18 protein-coding genes and 1 tRNA gene are annotated in these 15,253 nt (G+C 63.3%); 14 read left to right on the forward strand and 5 right to left on the reverse strand.

The window, feature by feature from the left end:
* Window positions 1-144 precede the first annotated feature (144 nt).
* The 4 genes from EU803_RS16475 (at window position 145) to EU803_RS16490 (ending at window position 2,953) form a co-directional block, all read left to right on the forward strand.
* Window positions 145-1,434 carry a lipoprotein-releasing ABC transporter permease subunit gene (locus EU803_RS16475; RefSeq protein WP_129684861.1) on the forward strand — a complete coding sequence of 430 codons (1,290 nt, stop codon included), beginning with the start codon at window positions 145-147 and terminating at the stop codon, window positions 1,432-1,434.
* Entirely contained in the window at window positions 1,427-2,104 is a 678-nt protein-coding gene (locus EU803_RS16480) for an ABC transporter ATP-binding protein (protein ID WP_129684863.1), read from the forward strand. Before EU803_RS16475 ends, EU803_RS16480 begins: the two co-directional genes overlap by 8 nt.
* A gap of 64 nt (window positions 2,105-2,168) precedes the next feature.
* A complete protein-coding gene (locus EU803_RS16485) occupies window positions 2,169-2,552 on the forward strand; it encodes a cytochrome c (RefSeq protein WP_129684865.1) in 384 nt (127 codons plus the stop codon).
* Window positions 2,552-2,953 (forward strand): cytochrome c, encoded by a 402-nt coding sequence (locus EU803_RS16490; RefSeq protein WP_129684867.1) that lies wholly within the window; start codon window positions 2,552-2,554, stop codon window positions 2,951-2,953. The genes EU803_RS16485 and EU803_RS16490 overlap by 1 nt, the downstream gene beginning before the upstream one ends.
* Window positions 2,954-3,156: 203 nt before the next feature.
* Here EU803_RS16490 and EU803_RS16495 read toward each other — a convergent pair whose 3' ends face one another.
* Window positions 3,157-3,981: a HEPN domain-containing protein gene (locus tag EU803_RS16495; RefSeq protein ID WP_129684869.1), complete on the reverse strand. Its 825-nt coding sequence runs from the start codon at window positions 3,979-3,981 to the stop codon at window positions 3,157-3,159.
* A complete protein-coding gene (gene parE / locus EU803_RS16500) occupies window positions 3,978-5,936 on the reverse strand; it encodes a DNA topoisomerase IV subunit B (RefSeq protein WP_129684871.1) in 1,959 nt (652 codons plus the stop codon). The genes EU803_RS16495 and parE overlap by 4 nt, the downstream gene beginning before the upstream one ends.
* 144 nt (window positions 5,937-6,080) lie before the next feature.
* Between parE and EU803_RS16505 the strand changes: the two genes are divergently transcribed.
* From EU803_RS16505 to EU803_RS16515, 3 genes are read left to right on the forward strand one after another with little or no spacing between them, the layout of a single operon-like run.
* On the forward strand, window positions 6,081-7,040 hold the full coding sequence (locus EU803_RS16505; RefSeq protein ID WP_129684872.1) for a D-2-hydroxyacid dehydrogenase family protein: 960 nt from the start codon (window positions 6,081-6,083) through the stop codon (window positions 7,038-7,040).
* Window positions 7,041-7,056: 16 nt separating this feature from the next.
* Window positions 7,057-7,947 carry an NAD(P)-dependent oxidoreductase gene (locus EU803_RS16510; protein ID WP_129684874.1) on the forward strand — a complete coding sequence of 297 codons (891 nt, stop codon included), beginning with the start codon at window positions 7,057-7,059 and terminating at the stop codon, window positions 7,945-7,947.
* 4 nt (window positions 7,948-7,951) lie between these two features.
* Window positions 7,952-8,890, forward strand: coding sequence for a 2OG-Fe(II) oxygenase family protein (locus EU803_RS16515; RefSeq protein WP_129684876.1), 939 nt, complete (start codon window positions 7,952-7,954; stop codon window positions 8,888-8,890).
* A 1-nt stretch (window position 8,891) separates the two neighbouring features.
* On the opposite strand, the gene EU803_RS16520 is transcribed toward EU803_RS16515, so the two are convergent.
* Entirely contained in the window at window positions 8,892-9,869 is a 978-nt protein-coding gene (locus EU803_RS16520; RefSeq protein WP_129684878.1) for an NADPH:quinone oxidoreductase family protein, read from the reverse strand.
* A gap of 258 nt (window positions 9,870-10,127) precedes the next feature.
* Here EU803_RS16520 and EU803_RS16525 point away from each other — a divergent pair, with 258 nt between their 5' ends.
* From EU803_RS16525 to EU803_RS16535, 3 genes are all read left to right on the forward strand, one after another.
* Window positions 10,128-10,496, forward strand: a complete 369-nt coding sequence (locus EU803_RS16525; protein WP_129684879.1) for a helix-turn-helix transcriptional regulator — start codon at window positions 10,128-10,130, stop codon at window positions 10,494-10,496.
* Window positions 10,497-10,562: 66 nt separating this feature from the next.
* Window positions 10,563-11,375, forward strand: coding sequence for a histidinol-phosphatase (hisN, locus tag EU803_RS16530; RefSeq protein WP_129684881.1), 813 nt, complete (start codon window positions 10,563-10,565; stop codon window positions 11,373-11,375).
* A 67-nt stretch (window positions 11,376-11,442) separates the two neighbouring features.
* The gene (locus EU803_RS16535; protein WP_129684883.1) at window positions 11,443-11,961 is read left to right on the forward strand and encodes an acyloxyacyl hydrolase; all 519 of its coding nucleotides are present in this window, start codon (window positions 11,443-11,445) and stop codon (window positions 11,959-11,961) included.
* 23 nt (window positions 11,962-11,984) lie between these two features.
* On the opposite strand, the gene EU803_RS16540 is transcribed toward EU803_RS16535, so the two are convergent.
* Window positions 11,985-12,494 carry a hypothetical protein gene (locus EU803_RS16540; protein ID WP_129684885.1) on the reverse strand — a complete coding sequence of 170 codons (510 nt, stop codon included), beginning with the start codon at window positions 12,492-12,494 and terminating at the stop codon, window positions 11,985-11,987.
* Between the two features lie 118 nt (window positions 12,495-12,612).
* Window positions 12,613-12,687, reverse strand: a tRNA-Thr gene (locus EU803_RS16545).
* A gap of 86 nt (window positions 12,688-12,773) precedes the next feature.
* On the opposite strand from EU803_RS16545, the gene EU803_RS18670 reads away from it, so the two are divergent.
* The 4 genes from EU803_RS18670 to EU803_RS16560 are packed head-to-tail and all read left to right on the forward strand — an operon-like array spanning window position 12,774 to window position 15,178.
* Entirely contained in the window at window positions 12,774-12,935 is a 162-nt protein-coding gene (locus tag EU803_RS18670) for a hypothetical protein (RefSeq protein WP_165352884.1), read from the forward strand.
* Window positions 12,936-12,942: 7 nt separating this feature from the next.
* Window positions 12,943-14,211 (forward strand): UDP-N-acetylglucosamine 1-carboxyvinyltransferase, encoded by a 1,269-nt coding sequence (gene murA, locus EU803_RS16550; RefSeq protein WP_129684887.1) that lies wholly within the window; start codon window positions 12,943-12,945, stop codon window positions 14,209-14,211.
* A complete protein-coding gene (locus EU803_RS16555) occupies window positions 14,208-14,687 on the forward strand; it encodes a DUF2948 family protein (protein WP_129684889.1) in 480 nt (159 codons plus the stop codon). Before murA ends, EU803_RS16555 begins: the two co-directional genes overlap by 4 nt.
* Window positions 14,684-15,178 (forward strand): GNAT family N-acetyltransferase, encoded by a 495-nt coding sequence (locus tag EU803_RS16560; RefSeq protein WP_129684891.1) that lies wholly within the window; start codon window positions 14,684-14,686, stop codon window positions 15,176-15,178. Before EU803_RS16555 ends, EU803_RS16560 begins: the two co-directional genes overlap by 4 nt.
* Window positions 15,179-15,253 lie beyond the last annotated feature (75 nt).

Genomic DNA, 15,253 nt, shown 5'->3' on the forward strand with positions numbered 1-15,253 from the left:
GTTGCACGATAGGGCCAGAAACGCAATCGGTGGGCGAACGGGCACCCAGGCCGCCATAGGCGGGCAAGCACCACTGCCGCCGCGGCCACTGGTCCCGCGCCCGCGCCTGCGGTATATCTGGGCGAAAGAGCAGCAGGACCAACGATGTCACAAGGCGCAACCGCCCCCTTCGCCCCCTTCGAGTTCATGATCGCGTGGCGCTATATCCGTGCCCGCCGGGCCGAGGGTGGCGTGTCGATCATGACATGGATCAGCCTGATCGGCGTCTCGCTGGCGGTCTTTGCCCTGATCGTGACGCTGGCCGTCCGGTCCGGGTTTCGGGCCGAATTCGTCGATACGATCCTTGGATCGAACGCCCATGTGACCGTCTACCAGTCAATCGGGGTGGATGAGAACGGCCGCACCAGCCGCGCGATAACCGACTACGACGCCATGGCCGCCGCTCTTCGCGACATCCCCGGCGTCACCCGCGCCGCCCCTCTGGTCAAGGGGCAGGTCATGGCAAACTATCAAAATTCGAACAATGGGGTAGAGGTTTACGGCATTTCTGCCAGTGATCTTGTCACTATTCCAAGAATCGTCGAACCAATCAGCAGCCTTGGCGATATCGCAAACTTTGGCGAGGGGATCGCCATCGGCTCTGGCGTTGCGCGAGAGCTGGGGGTGACGGTGGGCGACAAGATCCGGATCATTTCACCCAATGGCACCCGCACCGCCTTTGGCACCAGCCCACGCGTCTCGGCCTATGAGGTCGCTTATATCTTCACCGCGGGGCGCTGGGATATAGACCGGACCCGCATTTACATGCCGATCGATCAGGCGCAGCTGTTCTTCAACAAGGACGGGGTGGCCGACGAGATCGAGGTGATGGTGGACGACCCCGACGCGGTCGACACGCTGATCCCGCAGATCGTGGCCGCCGCCGGGGACCGGGCGCTGGTCTGGACATGGCGGGATGCCTCGGGGTCGTTCCTGCGGGCGCTGACGGTCGAAGACAATGTGATGTTCGTCATCATGTCGATCCTCGTGCTCATCGCCTCGCTCAACATCATTTCCGGGCTGGTCATGCTGGTGCGGAACAAGGGGCGCGATATCGGCATCCTGCGGACCATGGGGCTGACCGAAGGGTCGATACTGCGGATCTTCTTCATCTGCGGGGCCGGGATCGGCACGCTGGGCACGGTTCTGGGCTTGATCGCGGGCTGCCTGTTCGCGATCTACATCGATCCGATCTTTTCCTTCGTGAACTACGTCGCGGGCGGCGGCGTCTGGGACCCGTCGATCCGGGGCATCTACACCCTGCCTGCGAAACTGGAACTCGATGACGTCCTGTCCTCTATCGCGCTGTCCCTTGGCCTGTCCTGGACGGTCACCATCTTCCCGGCCCGCCGCGCGGCCCGGATGAACCCGGTCGAGGCGCTGCGCTATGAGTGATCCAATCCTTGAACTGTCCGGTGTGACCAAGGGCTACAACCACGGCAAGCCGAACCAGGTGACCGTGCTGACCGGCGCCGATCTGGTGATCCACCCGGGCGAGGTCGTGGCGCTGGTCGCCCCCTCGGGCGCGGGGAAATCGACGCTTCTGCACATCGCCGGGCTGCTGGATACGCCCGACGCGGGGCAGGTGAGTATCGGCGGGGTCGCCGCCGGGCAATTGTCCGACCGCAAGCGGACCGCGATCCGGCGCACGGACGTGGGGTTCATCTACCAGTTCCACCACCTGCTGCCGGAATTCAGCGCCTTGGAAAACGTGACCCTGCCGCAGCTGGCCAATGGCACAGCGCCGGGGGCGGCGGCGGATCGGGCGCGGGGGCTTCTGGACAGTGTGGGCGTCGGACACCGGGCCGACCACCGGCCCGCCGCGCTCTCGGGCGGGGAACAGCAGCGGGTGGCCTTCTGCCGGGCGCTGGCCAATGCGCCGCGTCTGCTCTTGGCGGATGAACCCACCGGCAACCTTGATCCGGCGACGTCAGAGGTGGTGTTCGACACACTCATGTCCCTTGTGCGGGGATCGGGGCTTGCCGCGCTGATCGCCACCCACAATCTTGACCTTGCCGCCCGGATGGACCGGGTGCTGCGGCTTGATGCGGGGCGGCTTGTCTGACGCAGATCAAGGCGTCCTGTCGATCCGGGGCGCAGGATAACCAGAGCGAACAGGGAGACCGGCAATGAAGAAAACAGCAGTTCTGATCGGGGTTCTGGCGCTTGGCGCCTGTGTCGAGGAAACCGTGGACGGTCGACAGGCCTTCATGGAGGATTGCGCGGCCTGTCATGGTGCCGACGCGCGCGGGTCCGGAGAGTTCGGCGAGATGCTGATCAAGCAGCCCCCGGACCTGACCACACTGGCGGCCCGCAACGGCGGCACCTTCCCGACCGACTATGTCATGAGCACGATTGACGGCTTTCACCGCGACGGCAGCTTTTCGACAGCCATGCCCGAGTTTGGCGCGGGCGACATGGGCGAGACGATCATGGTCGGCTCCACCCCCGTCCCGGCGCGGCTCTGGGCGCTGGCCAGCTACCTGCAATCCATCCAGCGCGAGGCCGAGTGATGCGCGCGCTGGCCCTTGGTCTGGCGCTTCTGGGCGGCGCGGTGCTGGCAGAGGAGGGGGAGGCCACGCGGGGGGCGGAAATCTACATGAACTCCTGCGCGACCTGTCACGGGGCCGAGGCGACGGGCGGCGGGCCGATGGCCGCCATGCTGATCCTGCAACCGCCCGCGCTGACCACGCTGGCACTGTCCAACGACGGGGTGTTCCCGGTGCTGCGGGTGGTGATGCGGATCGACGGACGCGACCCGCTGGTGGCGCACGGGTCGCCGATGCCGGTCTGGGGCGGCTATTTCGAAGAGGCCGGAACCCCCGCCACGCTGCGGATCGAGACCGGACAAGAGATCACCACGACACAAGCCATCGCCGACCTAGTGGCCTATCTGGAAGCGGTGCAGGAGTAGGGGGCTGCGCCTGTTCGGCACCCCGGTCAGGGCAACGCGATAAGCGTCCGCACGGGTGGGCGCGGAACGCGCCCGCCATGGGGCGGGCGGACGCGTGCCCGACGCTGGCGCGCCGGGTGGGCGCCAATTGCTGAAACGCAGCACCTGTTGCAAGGCTATGGCCATGTCCACACGACGGGCAAACGTCACCGCCCGTACTCGGACTAGGCGCGAACCGAAATTTCAAGCGCCGCTTCCAACGCTTTCTTATCGGGTCCCGAAAAGTATGCGTGTTCCAATAGCCATTTTATCGCGTCCATTCCCTCGGCATATTTCAACCGTTCTGAAAAAGGCGGGTTGCGCCCTGAAAAACGATGGTGCGCCAATGAGAGCTCGGAAGTCTCAGTCCTGTTGAACGAGAGGTTTTCTCTTAGGAGTTGTTGTAAGCGTTCATTCGCCGCTCCCTCATTTCCGAAAAAGATCGGGCTTGAGCGTAAGGGTGAAGGCTCAAAGTCAGGATGTTCTTCAAGATAATCGCGTATTTTTCCCAAATTTGGCGCTCGATGGTACACTAGGCTGTCAAGGTCGGTACAACGGCGACGGACCTCAAAAACAACATGGTCTAGTTTCGCCAAATCTCCCGGAAATAGCACGAATCCGTGGAAGCCGTAGCGCACATTAACATTGCCGCCTCTTTCCATCCTCTCGATGAATTCGCCGAAAGTTTCGTCGGCTAGCGGCAATTCCGGATCAGCAAACCCCATCTTGTCCATGATGCGGCTATCTAGAGCAAATCCTGACCCCTGACCAACCTGAACAAGACTTGTCAGGTTTCTTGATAGAGCATGATTGCTGTTCCGAACGTTCACGCCGTTCAAAAGCAAAGCGGCCTTTAGATATTTTTCAATGGCCTGTTGAGCGGACCAGCAAAATTGCTGATCGATACCTAGAAACCACAAGGCGCGGGCCGCGACATAATCGCCATCCGCCGAATCTATGAAAGTACGAGCTATCAGGCTCCTTGCTGCGGCGTTTGGCGGCTTGCTCAAACATCCAACTCCTCAACAAACCGCGCGTTTTCCTGAATGTACTGGAACCGCAGTTCCGGCTTTTTCCCCATCAGCCGTTCCACCAGGTCGCCGGTTTCGCCCGGTTCGTCCTCGTCGATCGTCACTCGGATCAGCTTGCGCGTGGCCGGGTCCATGGTGGTTTCTTTCAGGTCCTTGGCGTCCATTTCGCCAAGCCCCTTGAACCGCTGCACGTCGATCTTGCCCTTGCCGCCCAACCCGCGGGCCAGCACTGCCTCTTTTTCTGCGTCGTCGGCCACATAGACCCGCCGCGCGCCCTGCGTCAGCCGATACAGCGGCGGGCAAGCGAGGTAGAGGTGGCCCGCGTCGATCATCGGCCGCATCTGGGTGAAGAAGAAGGTCATCAAGAGCGAGGCGATATGCGCCCCGTCCACGTCCGCGTCGGTCATGATGATGATCTTGTCATAGCGCAGGTCGTCGAGGTTGAACTTGGTCCCCATCCGCACGCCCAATGCCTCGCACAGGTCGTTGATCTCGGCGTTCTGGCCCAGCTTGGACGAGGCCGCGCCCAGCACGTTGAGGATCTTGCCCCGCAGCGGCAGGAGTGCCTGAAACTCGCGGAACCGCGCGCCCTTGGCCGAGCCGCCGGCCGAGTCGCCCTCGACGATGAACAGCTCGGTCCCCTCGCGCGATTTGGCGGAACAATCGGTCAGCTTGCCGGGCAGGCGCAGTTTCTTGGTCGCCGTCTTGCGCGCGGTTTCCTTTTCCTGCCTGCGCCGCAGCCGTTCCTCGGCCCGCAGCACAAGGAAATCAAGGATCGCGCCCGCCGATTTCGTATCCGCCGCCAGCCAGTTGTCGAAATGGTCGCGCACCGCGGATTCGACCCAGCGCTGCGCCTCTTCCGTCGACAGCCGGTCCTTGGTCTGGCCGACGAAAGACGGTTCGCGGATGAAGATGGACAGAAGCGCGCAGCCCCCGGTCAGAAGGTCGTCGCGGTTGATCTGCACCGCCTTCTTGTTGCCCACCAATTCGCCATAGGCGCGGATGCCCTTCAGGATCGCCTGCCAGAACCCGGCCTCATGCGTGCCGCCCTCGGGCGTGGGGACGGTGTTGGTGTAGGACTGGATGAACCCATCGCGCGCGGGCGTCCAGTTGATCGCCCATTCGACCGATCCGGGGACGTTGAATTTTTCCTTGAAGTCTACCCTGCCGGAAAAGGGGCGTTCCGCGTAGGTCGTCGACTTTCCGAGGCTTTCTATTAGATAGTCGGATAGGCCACCGGGAAAAAAGAAGGACGCCTCGGTTGGTGTTTCACCATCGTCAATTTCTGATTTCCAACGAATTTCCACACCGGAAAACAGGTAGGCCTTGGACCGGGCCATCTTCAACAGCCGAGACGGCTTGAATCGAAGTGACCCAAAGATTTCAGGGTCGGGATGAAAGGTTACGGTAGTTCCACGCCGGTTCGGTGCCGCGCCTACCTTTTCGAGACCGGTTAGCGGCACGCCTTTTGAGAAGCGGATTTCATGAAGTTCTTTGTTCTTGGCAACTTGAACCACAAGGCTGTCGGAGAGGGCGTTCACAACGGTAGCGCCAACGCCATGCAACCCCCCTGAGGTCTCGTAGGCGTCACCGTTGAATTTTCCGCCCGCGTGCAACTCGGTAAAGATCATCTCAAGTGCAGATTTTTTGGGGTCGTCGGGGTGCGGATCGATTGGAATGCCCCGCCCGTTATCGCGCACAGTCAACGAATGGTCGGCGTGCAGTTCAACCTCTATGCGGTTGGCGTGGCCCGCCACCGCCTCGTCCATGGAGTTGTCGAGGATTTCCGCAGCCATATGATGCAGCGCCCGTTCGTCGGTGCCGCCGATATACATGCCAGGGCGCATGCGCACGGCCTCCATGCCCTTGAGCACTTTGATTGAGGACGCGTCGTAAGTGGCACTATGTGCCCCGGAGAGGAGATCGTTCGGCATGGCAGCTGCTCTTGTTTCTCTTGATTGGCGGTCATTATGGCAGGTCGGTTGCAGAGGGGGAAGCGGTTTGCGCCCACCGTCGACCCGGCCGATTGCATTTCTTGTCCGGGCGGGGTCAACTGTCGAAAACGGGGGTGGGGTGGCATGAAAATCGCGATACTGGATGACTACGCGGATGTGGCGACCGATCTGGCCGATTGGTCGGGGCTGGGCGAGGTGACGGTGTTTCGGGACACGTTGCACGATCCGGCGGCGCTGGCCGCGCGGCTGGCCCCCTTCGATTGTCTGTGCCTGATGCGGGAACGCACGCCGCTAGGGGCCGATCTGATCGCCGCGCTGCCGAATCTGCGATTGATCGTAACCTCGGGGCCGAGAAACGCCGCCATCGACCTTGCCGCCGCACGGGCGCGGGGGATCGCCGTTTGCGGCACCGAAAGCCGCAAGACAACCACCTCGGAACTGGCCACCCTCATGATGCTGGCGCTGAACCGGCGGCTGATGCCAGAGGTGGCGGCGCTGCACGGGCCGGTTGGCTGGCAGGCGGGGCTGGGGCGCGATGTGGCCGGGCTGACGCTTGGGCTGGTGGGGTTGGGCAATATCGGCGCGCAGATGGCCACGATCGGCCGGGCCCTGGGGATGGTGCCGCTGGCCTGGTCGCAGAACCTGACCGAAGACCGCTGCGCCGAGGTGGGCGTGGAAAAGGCGGACAGCCTGCATGACCTCATGGCGCGGTCGGATGTGGTCAGCGTTCATCTTGTGCTGTCGGACCGGACCCGCCACCTGATCAACGCCGACGCGCTCGTCGCCGCGAAAGAGGGTCAGGTGTTCATCAACACGTCACGCGGGCCGATCGTGGACAGCGGGGCGCTTTTGGCGGCGCTGCGACGGGGACGGCCGGCAAAGGCGGGACTGGATGTGTTCGACATCGAACCGTTGCCCGCCGACGACCCGTTGCGCGATGCCGGGCTGATCGCCGACGGGCGGCTTCTGCTAACCCCGCATCTGGGCTATACGACAACGGCAACCTTCAAGCTTTTCTACCAACAGACGGTCGATGCGATCCGGGCCTATCAGGCCGGGTCGCCGATCCGGAAATTGACCTGAACGAAAGGACGAAACCATGCGCATTCTATTCACAGGTGGCAGCGGCAAGGCAGGGCGGCAGGTGATCCCCTACCTGCTGGATCAGGGGCATGAGGTCGTCAACCTTGACCTGCAACCACTTGATATTCCCGGTGTTCCGACCCTGCGGGTGGACCTGACCGACGCGGGCCAGGTGTTCAACGCAATGCGGGCCTATGGCGATTTCCCGGACCTTGAGGCTGGGACGGGAATGCCGGGCTTCGACGCGGTCGTGCATTTCGCGGCCATCGCCCGGATCATGATCGTGCCCGATAATGAAACCTTCCGGATCAACACCCTGTCCACCTACAACGTGATCGACGCGGCCCTGCGGATGGGCGTGCGCAAGGTGATCTACGCCAGTTCGGAAACCACCTATGGCGTCTGTTTCTGGGATGGGCACAAGCAGCCCGACTATATCCCGGTGGACGAAGATCACCCGACCTTGCCGCAGGACAGCTATGCCATGTCCAAGGTCTGTAACGAGGCGACCGCCCGGTCGTTCCAGGCCCGGTCTGGAGCGGATATCTACGGGCTGCGACTGAACAACGTCATGGAAGAGGACGATTATCGCACCCTTTTCCCGCAGTTCATCGACAACCCCGATATGCGCCGTCGCAACTTCTTTGCCTATATTGACGGGCGCGACCTTGGGCAGATGGTGGACCTCTGCCTCAAGAAGGATGGTCTGGGGCACGAGGTGTTCAACGTGGCCAATGACGACATGAGCGTCGGGCTGACCAATGCCGAGGTGCAGGCGCGCTACTATCAGGGCGTCCCGGTCAAACGCGAAATGGGCGAGGCCGAGCCGATGTATTCCAACGCCAAGGCCAAGGCGATGCTGGGGTTTCAGCCGCGCCACAGCTGGCGTGATGTGCTGAAAGGCTAGGGCGGTGGAATTCGCCACGCTCGACCTTGCCCGGTTCGAGGCCGCGACGGGGGCTGACCGTGCCGGGGAAGCCGCCCGGTTGGATGCGATCTGCCGCGACAGCGGGTTCCTGATCCTGCGCGGGCACGGGGTGCCAGAGGCGGTCATCGGCGCGGTCTGGACTGCGGCGCAGCGGTTCTTTGCCCAAGGGGTCGCGGCGAAACAGGCGGTGGCCGCGCCCTACGCGGGCTACCCCTATGGCTACCTTGGCCCGGACAAAGAGGCGCTGGCGAAATCCAAGGGTGAAGACACGCCACCCGATCTGAAAGAAAGCTTCAACGGCGGTCCCCTGAGGGTGCCCGACGGGGTGTCGGACCCGGACGCCCATGCCTTTTGCTACCAGCCGACGCTTTGGCCGGATCTGGGGGGGTTCCGACCCGCGTGGGAGGCCTATTACGCCGAAATGGAAGCGCTGGCCGCGCGGATCATGGCCGCCTTTGCAGAGGCGCTGGGGCTGGACCGGGGGTATTTCGCGCCCTTCATCGGCAATCCCATCTCGGCCCTGCGGGCATTGCACTATCCGGCGACGCTGGGCGCGGCGCTGGACCGGCAACAGCGGGCCGGGGCGCATACGGATTACGGCTCGCTCACCATTCTGCTGCCGCAGGCGGGGTCGCGTGGCTTGCAGGTGATGTCGGACGGGGACTGGGTCGATGTTCCGGCAGAAGAAGGGGCATTCTTCATCAACATCGGCGACCTGATGGCGCGCTGGACGGCGGACCGCTGGGTGTCAACGCTGCACCGGGTGGTGGCGCTTCCGGATCAGCCGGCCCGTCAAAGCCTCGCCTTCTTTCACCAACCCGACTGGGAGGCGGAAATCACGCCGCTGGACGGATCGGACGCCTATCCAGCCGTCCGGTCCGGCCCCTACCTGATGGAGAAATTCCGATCCGCGGGCAGTTGACCTAGCCGCCCATTGTCACCACGACCTTGCCGGTGGATTTTCGGTCTGCAAGCAGCGCCAGCGCGTCGCCGGCCCGGTCAAGGGGCAGGGAGTGGCTGATATGGGGTTTCAGTCGCCCTTCGGCATGCCAGCGCATCAATTCGGTCATGCTGTCGGTCAGGGCCTCGGGGTTAAAGGCCATGTAGCCACCCCAGTAGAAGCCGATCACGTCGATGTTCTTGACCAGCAGGTGGTTGGCCGGGATCTTCGGCACCTCGCCCCCGGCAAAGCCGATGACGATCAAACGCGCCTCGCGGTTGGCGGCCTTGAACAGGGCGGTGAACAGATCCCCCCCCACCACGTCATAGACCACATCGGCACCGCCAAGCGCCTTGATCCGGGCGGTAATGTCAGCCGGGTCGGTGGTCGCGTCGATCACATGGTCAGCCCCCGCTGCCTGCGCCACGGCCAACTTGTCGGCCCCGCGCGCGATGGCCACGACCTCGGCCCCCAAGGCCTTGCCGATCTCGATCGCGGTCAGGCCCACACCGCCCGCCGCCCCGGTGACAACCAGACGTTCCCCCGGCCGCAGTCGGGCCCGCCGGGTCAGCGCAAGATGCGAGGTGCCATAGGCAACCTGAAACCCTGCGGCCACCGCCGGGTCCATTGTGTCGGGGACGGGAATGCAGCGGTCGGCGGGAAAAAGCCCCTCTTCGGCAAGCCCGCCCTGCCCACTGAACACCGCCACGCGGGTGCCGGGGGGCGGGGCGTCTGTCTCGGGGCCGCTGTCGATCACCGTGCCGCACACCTCGAGCCCAAGGGTGAAAGGGGCAGGGGGCGTGTCCTGATAGGTCCCTTTCGCCATCAACAGATCGGCAAAGTTAAGCCCGCATGCCTCGATCTTCAGGCGAACTTCGCCTTTTGCGGGCATGGGGGTTTCCACATGTGTCAGCGTCGGTTCCCCGCCCGAAGCGAGAATGCGAAAGGCTTTGTGCGTCATGGAATCCCGTTTTCTATCATTGGCTTGCAGACGCTAGTATAGCGGGTTTGCAGCGTGAACCTATCCTTTTGGACGGGTTTATTCCGGGATTCGGCGCCTTTGGAACGGGGATACCTATCCTAAAGGTCATGTAGACCCACGCAACCAAGACGTGTTTCCTTGGCCAATATCAAATCGCGCCGATCGCCATGTGTACGGGCACTCAACCGGGAAAAGACACATGAGGAGCAGGGTCGGCCCCGTAGTCGAGGTATTACAATGAAGCACCCTGTTGATGTTCATGTTGGAAAGCGGATCAGGCATCGTCGCTGGATGATTGGCACCACCCAGCAGCAGCTGGCCGAAAAAGTTGGGATCAAGTTCCAGCAGATCCAGAAATACGAAACCGGCATGAACCGCGTCAGCGCCTCTCGCCTGTGGGACATCGCCCACGCGCTTTCGGTGCCGATCTCGTTCTTCTTCGAAGGTCTGGACGCCGCGGGGCAGGAAGACGCGAATGCAACGCTGCCGGGGGATATCCTGGCCGACAAGGAAGCGCTGGACCTGCTGCGGTCCTACTATGCCATTCCCGAAACCCAGCGCCGTCGCCTGTTCGATCTGGCCCGCGTCCTGAGCGACGCCGCCTGACCGAACCCTTGACGGGCCTTGCGCGGGCGGGCTACCGCCTGTGCAAAGGGACCGTCGGGGGCAGGGATGCGCAACACATTGAACGATGCAACGAAGGGCGATCTGGAACGGGTCGCCCATTTGCTTGCCGATGCGGCCCGACCCGCAACGCTGGCCCATTTCCGCGCTGCCCAGATCGACACCGATGACAAGACCGGCACCGGGGCGGGCTTCGACCCTGTCACCGTCGCCGACCGCGCCGCCGAACAGGCGATCCGCGATATTCTGGCGCGCGAACGCCCCGATGACGGGGTTCTGGGCGAAGAATTTGGCACCACGAAAGGACGCTCCGGCCTGACCTGGGTGATCGACCCGATCGACGGGACGCGCGGCTATATCTCGGGCACGCCGACCTGGGGGGTTCTGATCGCGCTGTCGGACGAACAGGGGCCGATCTTCGGGATCGTCGACCAGCCCTATATCCGGGAACGGTTCGTCGGCGGCTTTGGCCGGGCCGAGGTGACAGGGCCATCCGGCACCGCGCCGCTGGTCACACGCGCCCACCGTCCCCTGTCCGAGGCAACAGTGCTGACCACCTTTCCCGAGGTCGGAACGGATGAGGAGGGCCGCGCCTTTCACGCTGTGGCGACCCGCGCCCGGCTGACCCGCTATGGGATGGACTGCTATGGCTACGCCCTCTTGGCGGCGGGGCAGGTGGATCTTGTGATCGAGGCAGGTCTGAACCCCTATGACATTCAGGCCCCGCAGGCCGTGATCGAGGCGGCGGGCGGGATCGTCACAAGCTGGGACGGTGGCCCGGCGCATATGGGCGGGCGCGTGATCGCCGCCGCGAACCGTGACATCCATGCCGAGGCGCTGGCGATCCTTCAGGGCGTCTAGGCCGGGCGGTGGACAGCGCGGGCCGCTTGTCTATGGTAGCCCGCAACCATCAGACCAAGGGGGTATCATGGCCGACGGAACCTTTGCAGTGCTCTTGCTGGCCTTCGGGCTGACCGACATGGCGCAAAACCATTGCGGGACCGACGCGGGCTGCCTTGCGGGCAACGACCGGCAGGCAAGATTCGCGATCTCGGCGGGCGAGGTGCTGGAACGGCGGGCACAGCCGGCCGGAGAGATCTACCTGCGCTACGATTTCGGTCGAGGATTCGGCCCCTTCGGCACCGCCGCGGGCCTGTCGGTGGGTGAGAAGGGAGAGCTGTGGATGGGTTACGGCGTCACCTACGAACTGACCCGCCCCGACACGCCCTATTTCGCCGAATTGCACCTGATGCCGGGGCTTTACGCGCCCAACGACGGGTTCGACCTTGGCGGACCGCTGGAGTTTCGGTCGGGGATCGAGTTCGGCTATGAAACCCGCAGCGGGGTCCGGTTCGGACTGGCCTACGACCACCGGTCCAACGCCGACATATTCGCCCAGAACCCGGGGATCGAGACCGTGCAACTGCGGGTGAGTTTCCCGATGTAAGGTGGTTGGCAGGCATTCATTGGTTAGGCTGGGGCATTCGTGAAATAAATTTCGGACTCGGGGTAGAGATCCAAGTCGTAGAGTTCCCGCAAGCCAACGAGACCGTAGACCCCATTTATGGGGAAGCGCCTTTCTTCAGGTGTCAGGCTTGTCACCCAATCCTCTCGATTGCTGTTGAGCAACCACCATCCCTTGGCCTTCGCTCCAGGCGCAAACAGACCAAGACTCTTGAAGGTGGGTTCCGACAGTTCGCTTTCGGACAACTCGACCTGTCCAAGGATCGTGACCTCAGGTTGGCGCATCATGGCGCCAAGATGGAACCGCACATAAGTCCGAAGAGGAAAGCCGTGTATGACGTTCAGGTCGGACACTTCCTCAGACACCGCCGGAGCAAGCATCCGGACGATGAAGATGCCTTTGGCCGACTTGGAGTCTTCATGCGGCAACTGGCTCGCCCCGACGCAAATGCCGTAGCAATAGAAATCGCCAAAGTCGAACTGAAGAACTGTACCGGAATACTTTCCTAGCTTCATGACCTGCACCGAACCAACCATACCCAACCCACCCGCAGGGTGTTGTAGAAGGCCGTCCAGTGCAATGTATTATTAGGCCCAACGCCTGAACTGTGCAACACATCAAAGGAATTAAGGATGGTGCTGCAGGGGAGGATTGAACTCCCGACCTCTCCCTTACCAAGGGAGTGCTCTACCACTGAGCTACTGCAGCATCTGCGAGGCGGGGATTAGCCCTAATCGAAATCGGGCGCAAGCCCTCTCTGGACGGTTTTTGCACCTTCCTTTAACAACGCGGTCATGGAGCAGAAAGACGGGCCAAAGACCGGGCGGAAATCCACGCAGACGCGGGAAGACCGTTTGAAGGCAGCGCTGAAGGCGAATATGGCCCGGCGTAAGGCGCAGGCGCGCGCCCGTGGCACAGGCAAGACGGCGGACGACCCCGCCGGGAAAGACGAATAGGCAGGCTATGGATTCGATTATCGTGAAGGGCGGCACGCCGCTGAAGGGCAAGATCAGGATCGCGGGGGCGAAGAACGCGGCACTGACCCTGATGCCGGCAACCCTTCTGTCCGAAGAGCCGCTGACCCTGACCAACACGCCGCGCCTGTCGGACATCAAGACGATGACCCTTCTGTTGCAGTCGCTGGGGGCCGAAGTGTCCGCGCTGCATGACGGCAAGGTGCAGGTGCTGTCGAGCCACGGGCTGAACTCGACCACCGCGGATTACGAGATCGTGCGCAAGATGCGCGCCTCCAACCTCGTGCTGGGTCCGCTGCTTGCACGCGAGGGCCATGCGGTCGTGTCGCTGCCCGGCGGCTGCGCGATCGGGGCGCGTCCGATGGACCTGCATGTCACCGCGCTTGAGGCCTTGGGGGCCGAGATCGAGTTGAAGGACGGTTATCTTCATGCGGTCGCCCGGGGTGGCCTGAAAGGCGGCACCATTGATTTCCGCTTTGCCTCGGTCGGGGCGACGGAAAACGCGCTGATGGCCGCGACGCTGGCCAAGGGCACCACAGTGATCAACAACGCTGCGCGCGAGCCTGAAATCGTCGATCTGGCCGATTGCCTGCGCAAGATGGGCGCCCAGATCGACGGCGACGGCACCGGCCGGATCGAGGTGCAGGGCGTGGACCGTCTGGGCGGGGCGACCCATCAGGTGGTGACCGACCGGATCGAACTGGGCACCTATATGCTGGCCCCGGTGATCGCCGGGGGCGAGGTGGAATGCATTGGCGGCCGTCTGTCGCTGGTCGAAAGCTTTGTCGAAAAACTGCATCAGGCCGGGGTCGAGGTGACGGAAACCGCCGAGGGGCTGAAAGTGGCCCGCAATGGCGACCGCCCCCGCGCGGTGGACGTGACCACCGAACCCTTCCCCGGGTTCCCCACGGACCTTCAGGCGCAGATGATGGCGATGCTCTGCACCGCCGAGGGCACCAGCGTGCTGGAAGAGAAGATTTTCGAGAATCGGTTCATGCACGCCCCGGAACTTGTCCGCATGGGCGCCAGTATCGAGGTGCACGGAGGCCATGCCACGGTGCACGGGGTCGACCGTCTGAAGGGCGCACCGGTCATGGCGACGGATTTGCGCGCCTCGGTCTCGCTGATTCTGGCGGGGCTGGCGGCAGAGGGGGAAACCCGCGTGAACCGGGTCTATCACCTTGACCGTGGTTATGAGCATGTCGAGGAAAAGCTGGGCGCGGTGGGCGCACAGATCGAAAGGGTGGCGGGCGAGTGACCGGAGACGCACGATTCGAGGATGGCGGCGACAAGCCGCTGCGCCTGAAGGCGCTGGACGAGATGGACCTGTCGGTCCTGTCGGCACTGGCGCAGGATGCGGTCTTTCCGGCGTCGGAAATGCAATGGCTGCCCCGGCAGCGCCGCTTTGCGATCCTGCTGAACCGGTTCCGTTGGGAAGATGCCGACCGGGCCGCAACCCGGCGCCGCGCGGTGGAGCGGGTTCAATCTGTCCTGTCCATCGAAGATGTTCGAAAAGTGCAATCTCAAGGGGTGCCGCGTGGCGATTCCGATGTCGTTCTATCGCTTTTGTCTATTTCCTTTGAAGCGGGCGAAGACGGAACCGGCCGCGTGACCCTGACCCTCGCAGGGGACGGGGCCATCGCGCTGGAGGTCGAGGCGCTGGAAGTCCTCCTTCAGGACGTCACCCGCCCCTACATCGCGCCATCGAAAAAGACGCCGGATCATCCCGAATGATCGTCCGGCGGTTGACAGCCGCCGATGCGCTGGCCTTTCGCCATGTCCGGCTGGAGGCGCTGCGCCTGCATCCCGAGGCCTATGGCTCGACCCTCGCGCAATGGGAGACCCTTCCCGAATCCCGCTATATTCAGCGGTTGGAAGGGGGCGTTATTTTCGGCCTTTGGACGGACAAGGGCTTGGAAGGGCTGTTGGCCTATGACCGCGAGGATGGTTTGAACGCCCGCCACCGCGCCAGCCTGCACGCGGTCTATGTGCGCAAGCGGTTGCGCGGAAAAGGGGCGGTCGATCTGCTGATCGAAGCGGCGATTGCGCAGGGCCGCGCCGATGGGCTGGCCCAGATCGAACTGACTGTCGCCGAAACCAACACCCGCGCTTATGACGCCTACGCCCGGCACGGCTTTGTCCGCTTCGGCGTGATCCCCCGCGCGCTGCTGATCAAGGGCAACTATGTCGACGAAATCCAGTTGATCCGGCGGCTGGACGACTAGGCGCGCGGCCAGACCCCAAACGCCGCATTGATGCCCGGCCCCGCCCCTTGTATCAGGCGGGGGAAGGAGCCTGCC

This window comes from Loktanella sp. IMCC34160 (assembly GCF_004145845.1).
Lineage (GTDB): Bacteria > Pseudomonadota > Alphaproteobacteria > Rhodobacterales > Rhodobacteraceae > SELP01.

What these genes read in the sequence shown, in the direction of transcription:
- EU803_RS16560 (WP_129684891.1), top strand. Translation starts at nt 14,684, where the DNA reads ATGATCGTCCGGCGGTTGACAGCCGCCGATGCGCTGGCCTTTCGCCAT.
- EU803_RS16510 (WP_129684874.1), top strand. Translation starts at nt 7,057, where the DNA reads ATGCGCATTCTATTCACAGGTGGCAGCGGCAAGGCAGGGCGGCAGGTG.
- EU803_RS16480 (WP_129684863.1), top strand. Translation starts at nt 1,427, where the DNA reads ATGAGTGATCCAATCCTTGAACTGTCCGGTGTGACCAAGGGCTACAAC.
- hisN (WP_129684881.1), top strand. Translation starts at nt 10,563, where the DNA reads ATGCGCAACACATTGAACGATGCAACGAAGGGCGATCTGGAACGGGTC.
- EU803_RS16540 (WP_129684885.1), bottom strand. Translation starts at nt 12,494, where the DNA reads ATGAAGCTAGGAAAGTATTCCGGTACAGTTCTTCAGTTCGACTTTGGC.
- parE (WP_129684871.1), bottom strand. Translation starts at nt 5,936, where the DNA reads ATGCCGAACGATCTCCTCTCCGGGGCACATAGTGCCACTTACGACGCG.
- EU803_RS16475 (WP_129684861.1), top strand. Translation starts at nt 145, where the DNA reads ATGTCACAAGGCGCAACCGCCCCCTTCGCCCCCTTCGAGTTCATGATC.
- EU803_RS16505 (WP_129684872.1), top strand. Translation starts at nt 6,081, where the DNA reads ATGAAAATCGCGATACTGGATGACTACGCGGATGTGGCGACCGATCTG.
- EU803_RS16525 (WP_129684879.1), top strand. Translation starts at nt 10,128, where the DNA reads ATGAAGCACCCTGTTGATGTTCATGTTGGAAAGCGGATCAGGCATCGT.
- EU803_RS18670 (WP_165352884.1), top strand. Translation starts at nt 12,774, where the DNA reads ATGGAGCAGAAAGACGGGCCAAAGACCGGGCGGAAATCCACGCAGACG.
- EU803_RS16485 (WP_129684865.1), top strand. Translation starts at nt 2,169, where the DNA reads ATGAAGAAAACAGCAGTTCTGATCGGGGTTCTGGCGCTTGGCGCCTGT.
- EU803_RS16535 (WP_129684883.1), top strand. Translation starts at nt 11,443, where the DNA reads ATGGCCGACGGAACCTTTGCAGTGCTCTTGCTGGCCTTCGGGCTGACC.
- EU803_RS16490 (WP_129684867.1), top strand. Translation starts at nt 2,552, where the DNA reads ATGCGCGCGCTGGCCCTTGGTCTGGCGCTTCTGGGCGGCGCGGTGCTG.
- EU803_RS16520 (WP_129684878.1), bottom strand. Translation starts at nt 9,869, where the DNA reads ATGACGCACAAAGCCTTTCGCATTCTCGCTTCGGGCGGGGAACCGACG.
- murA (WP_129684887.1), top strand. Translation starts at nt 12,943, where the DNA reads ATGGATTCGATTATCGTGAAGGGCGGCACGCCGCTGAAGGGCAAGATC.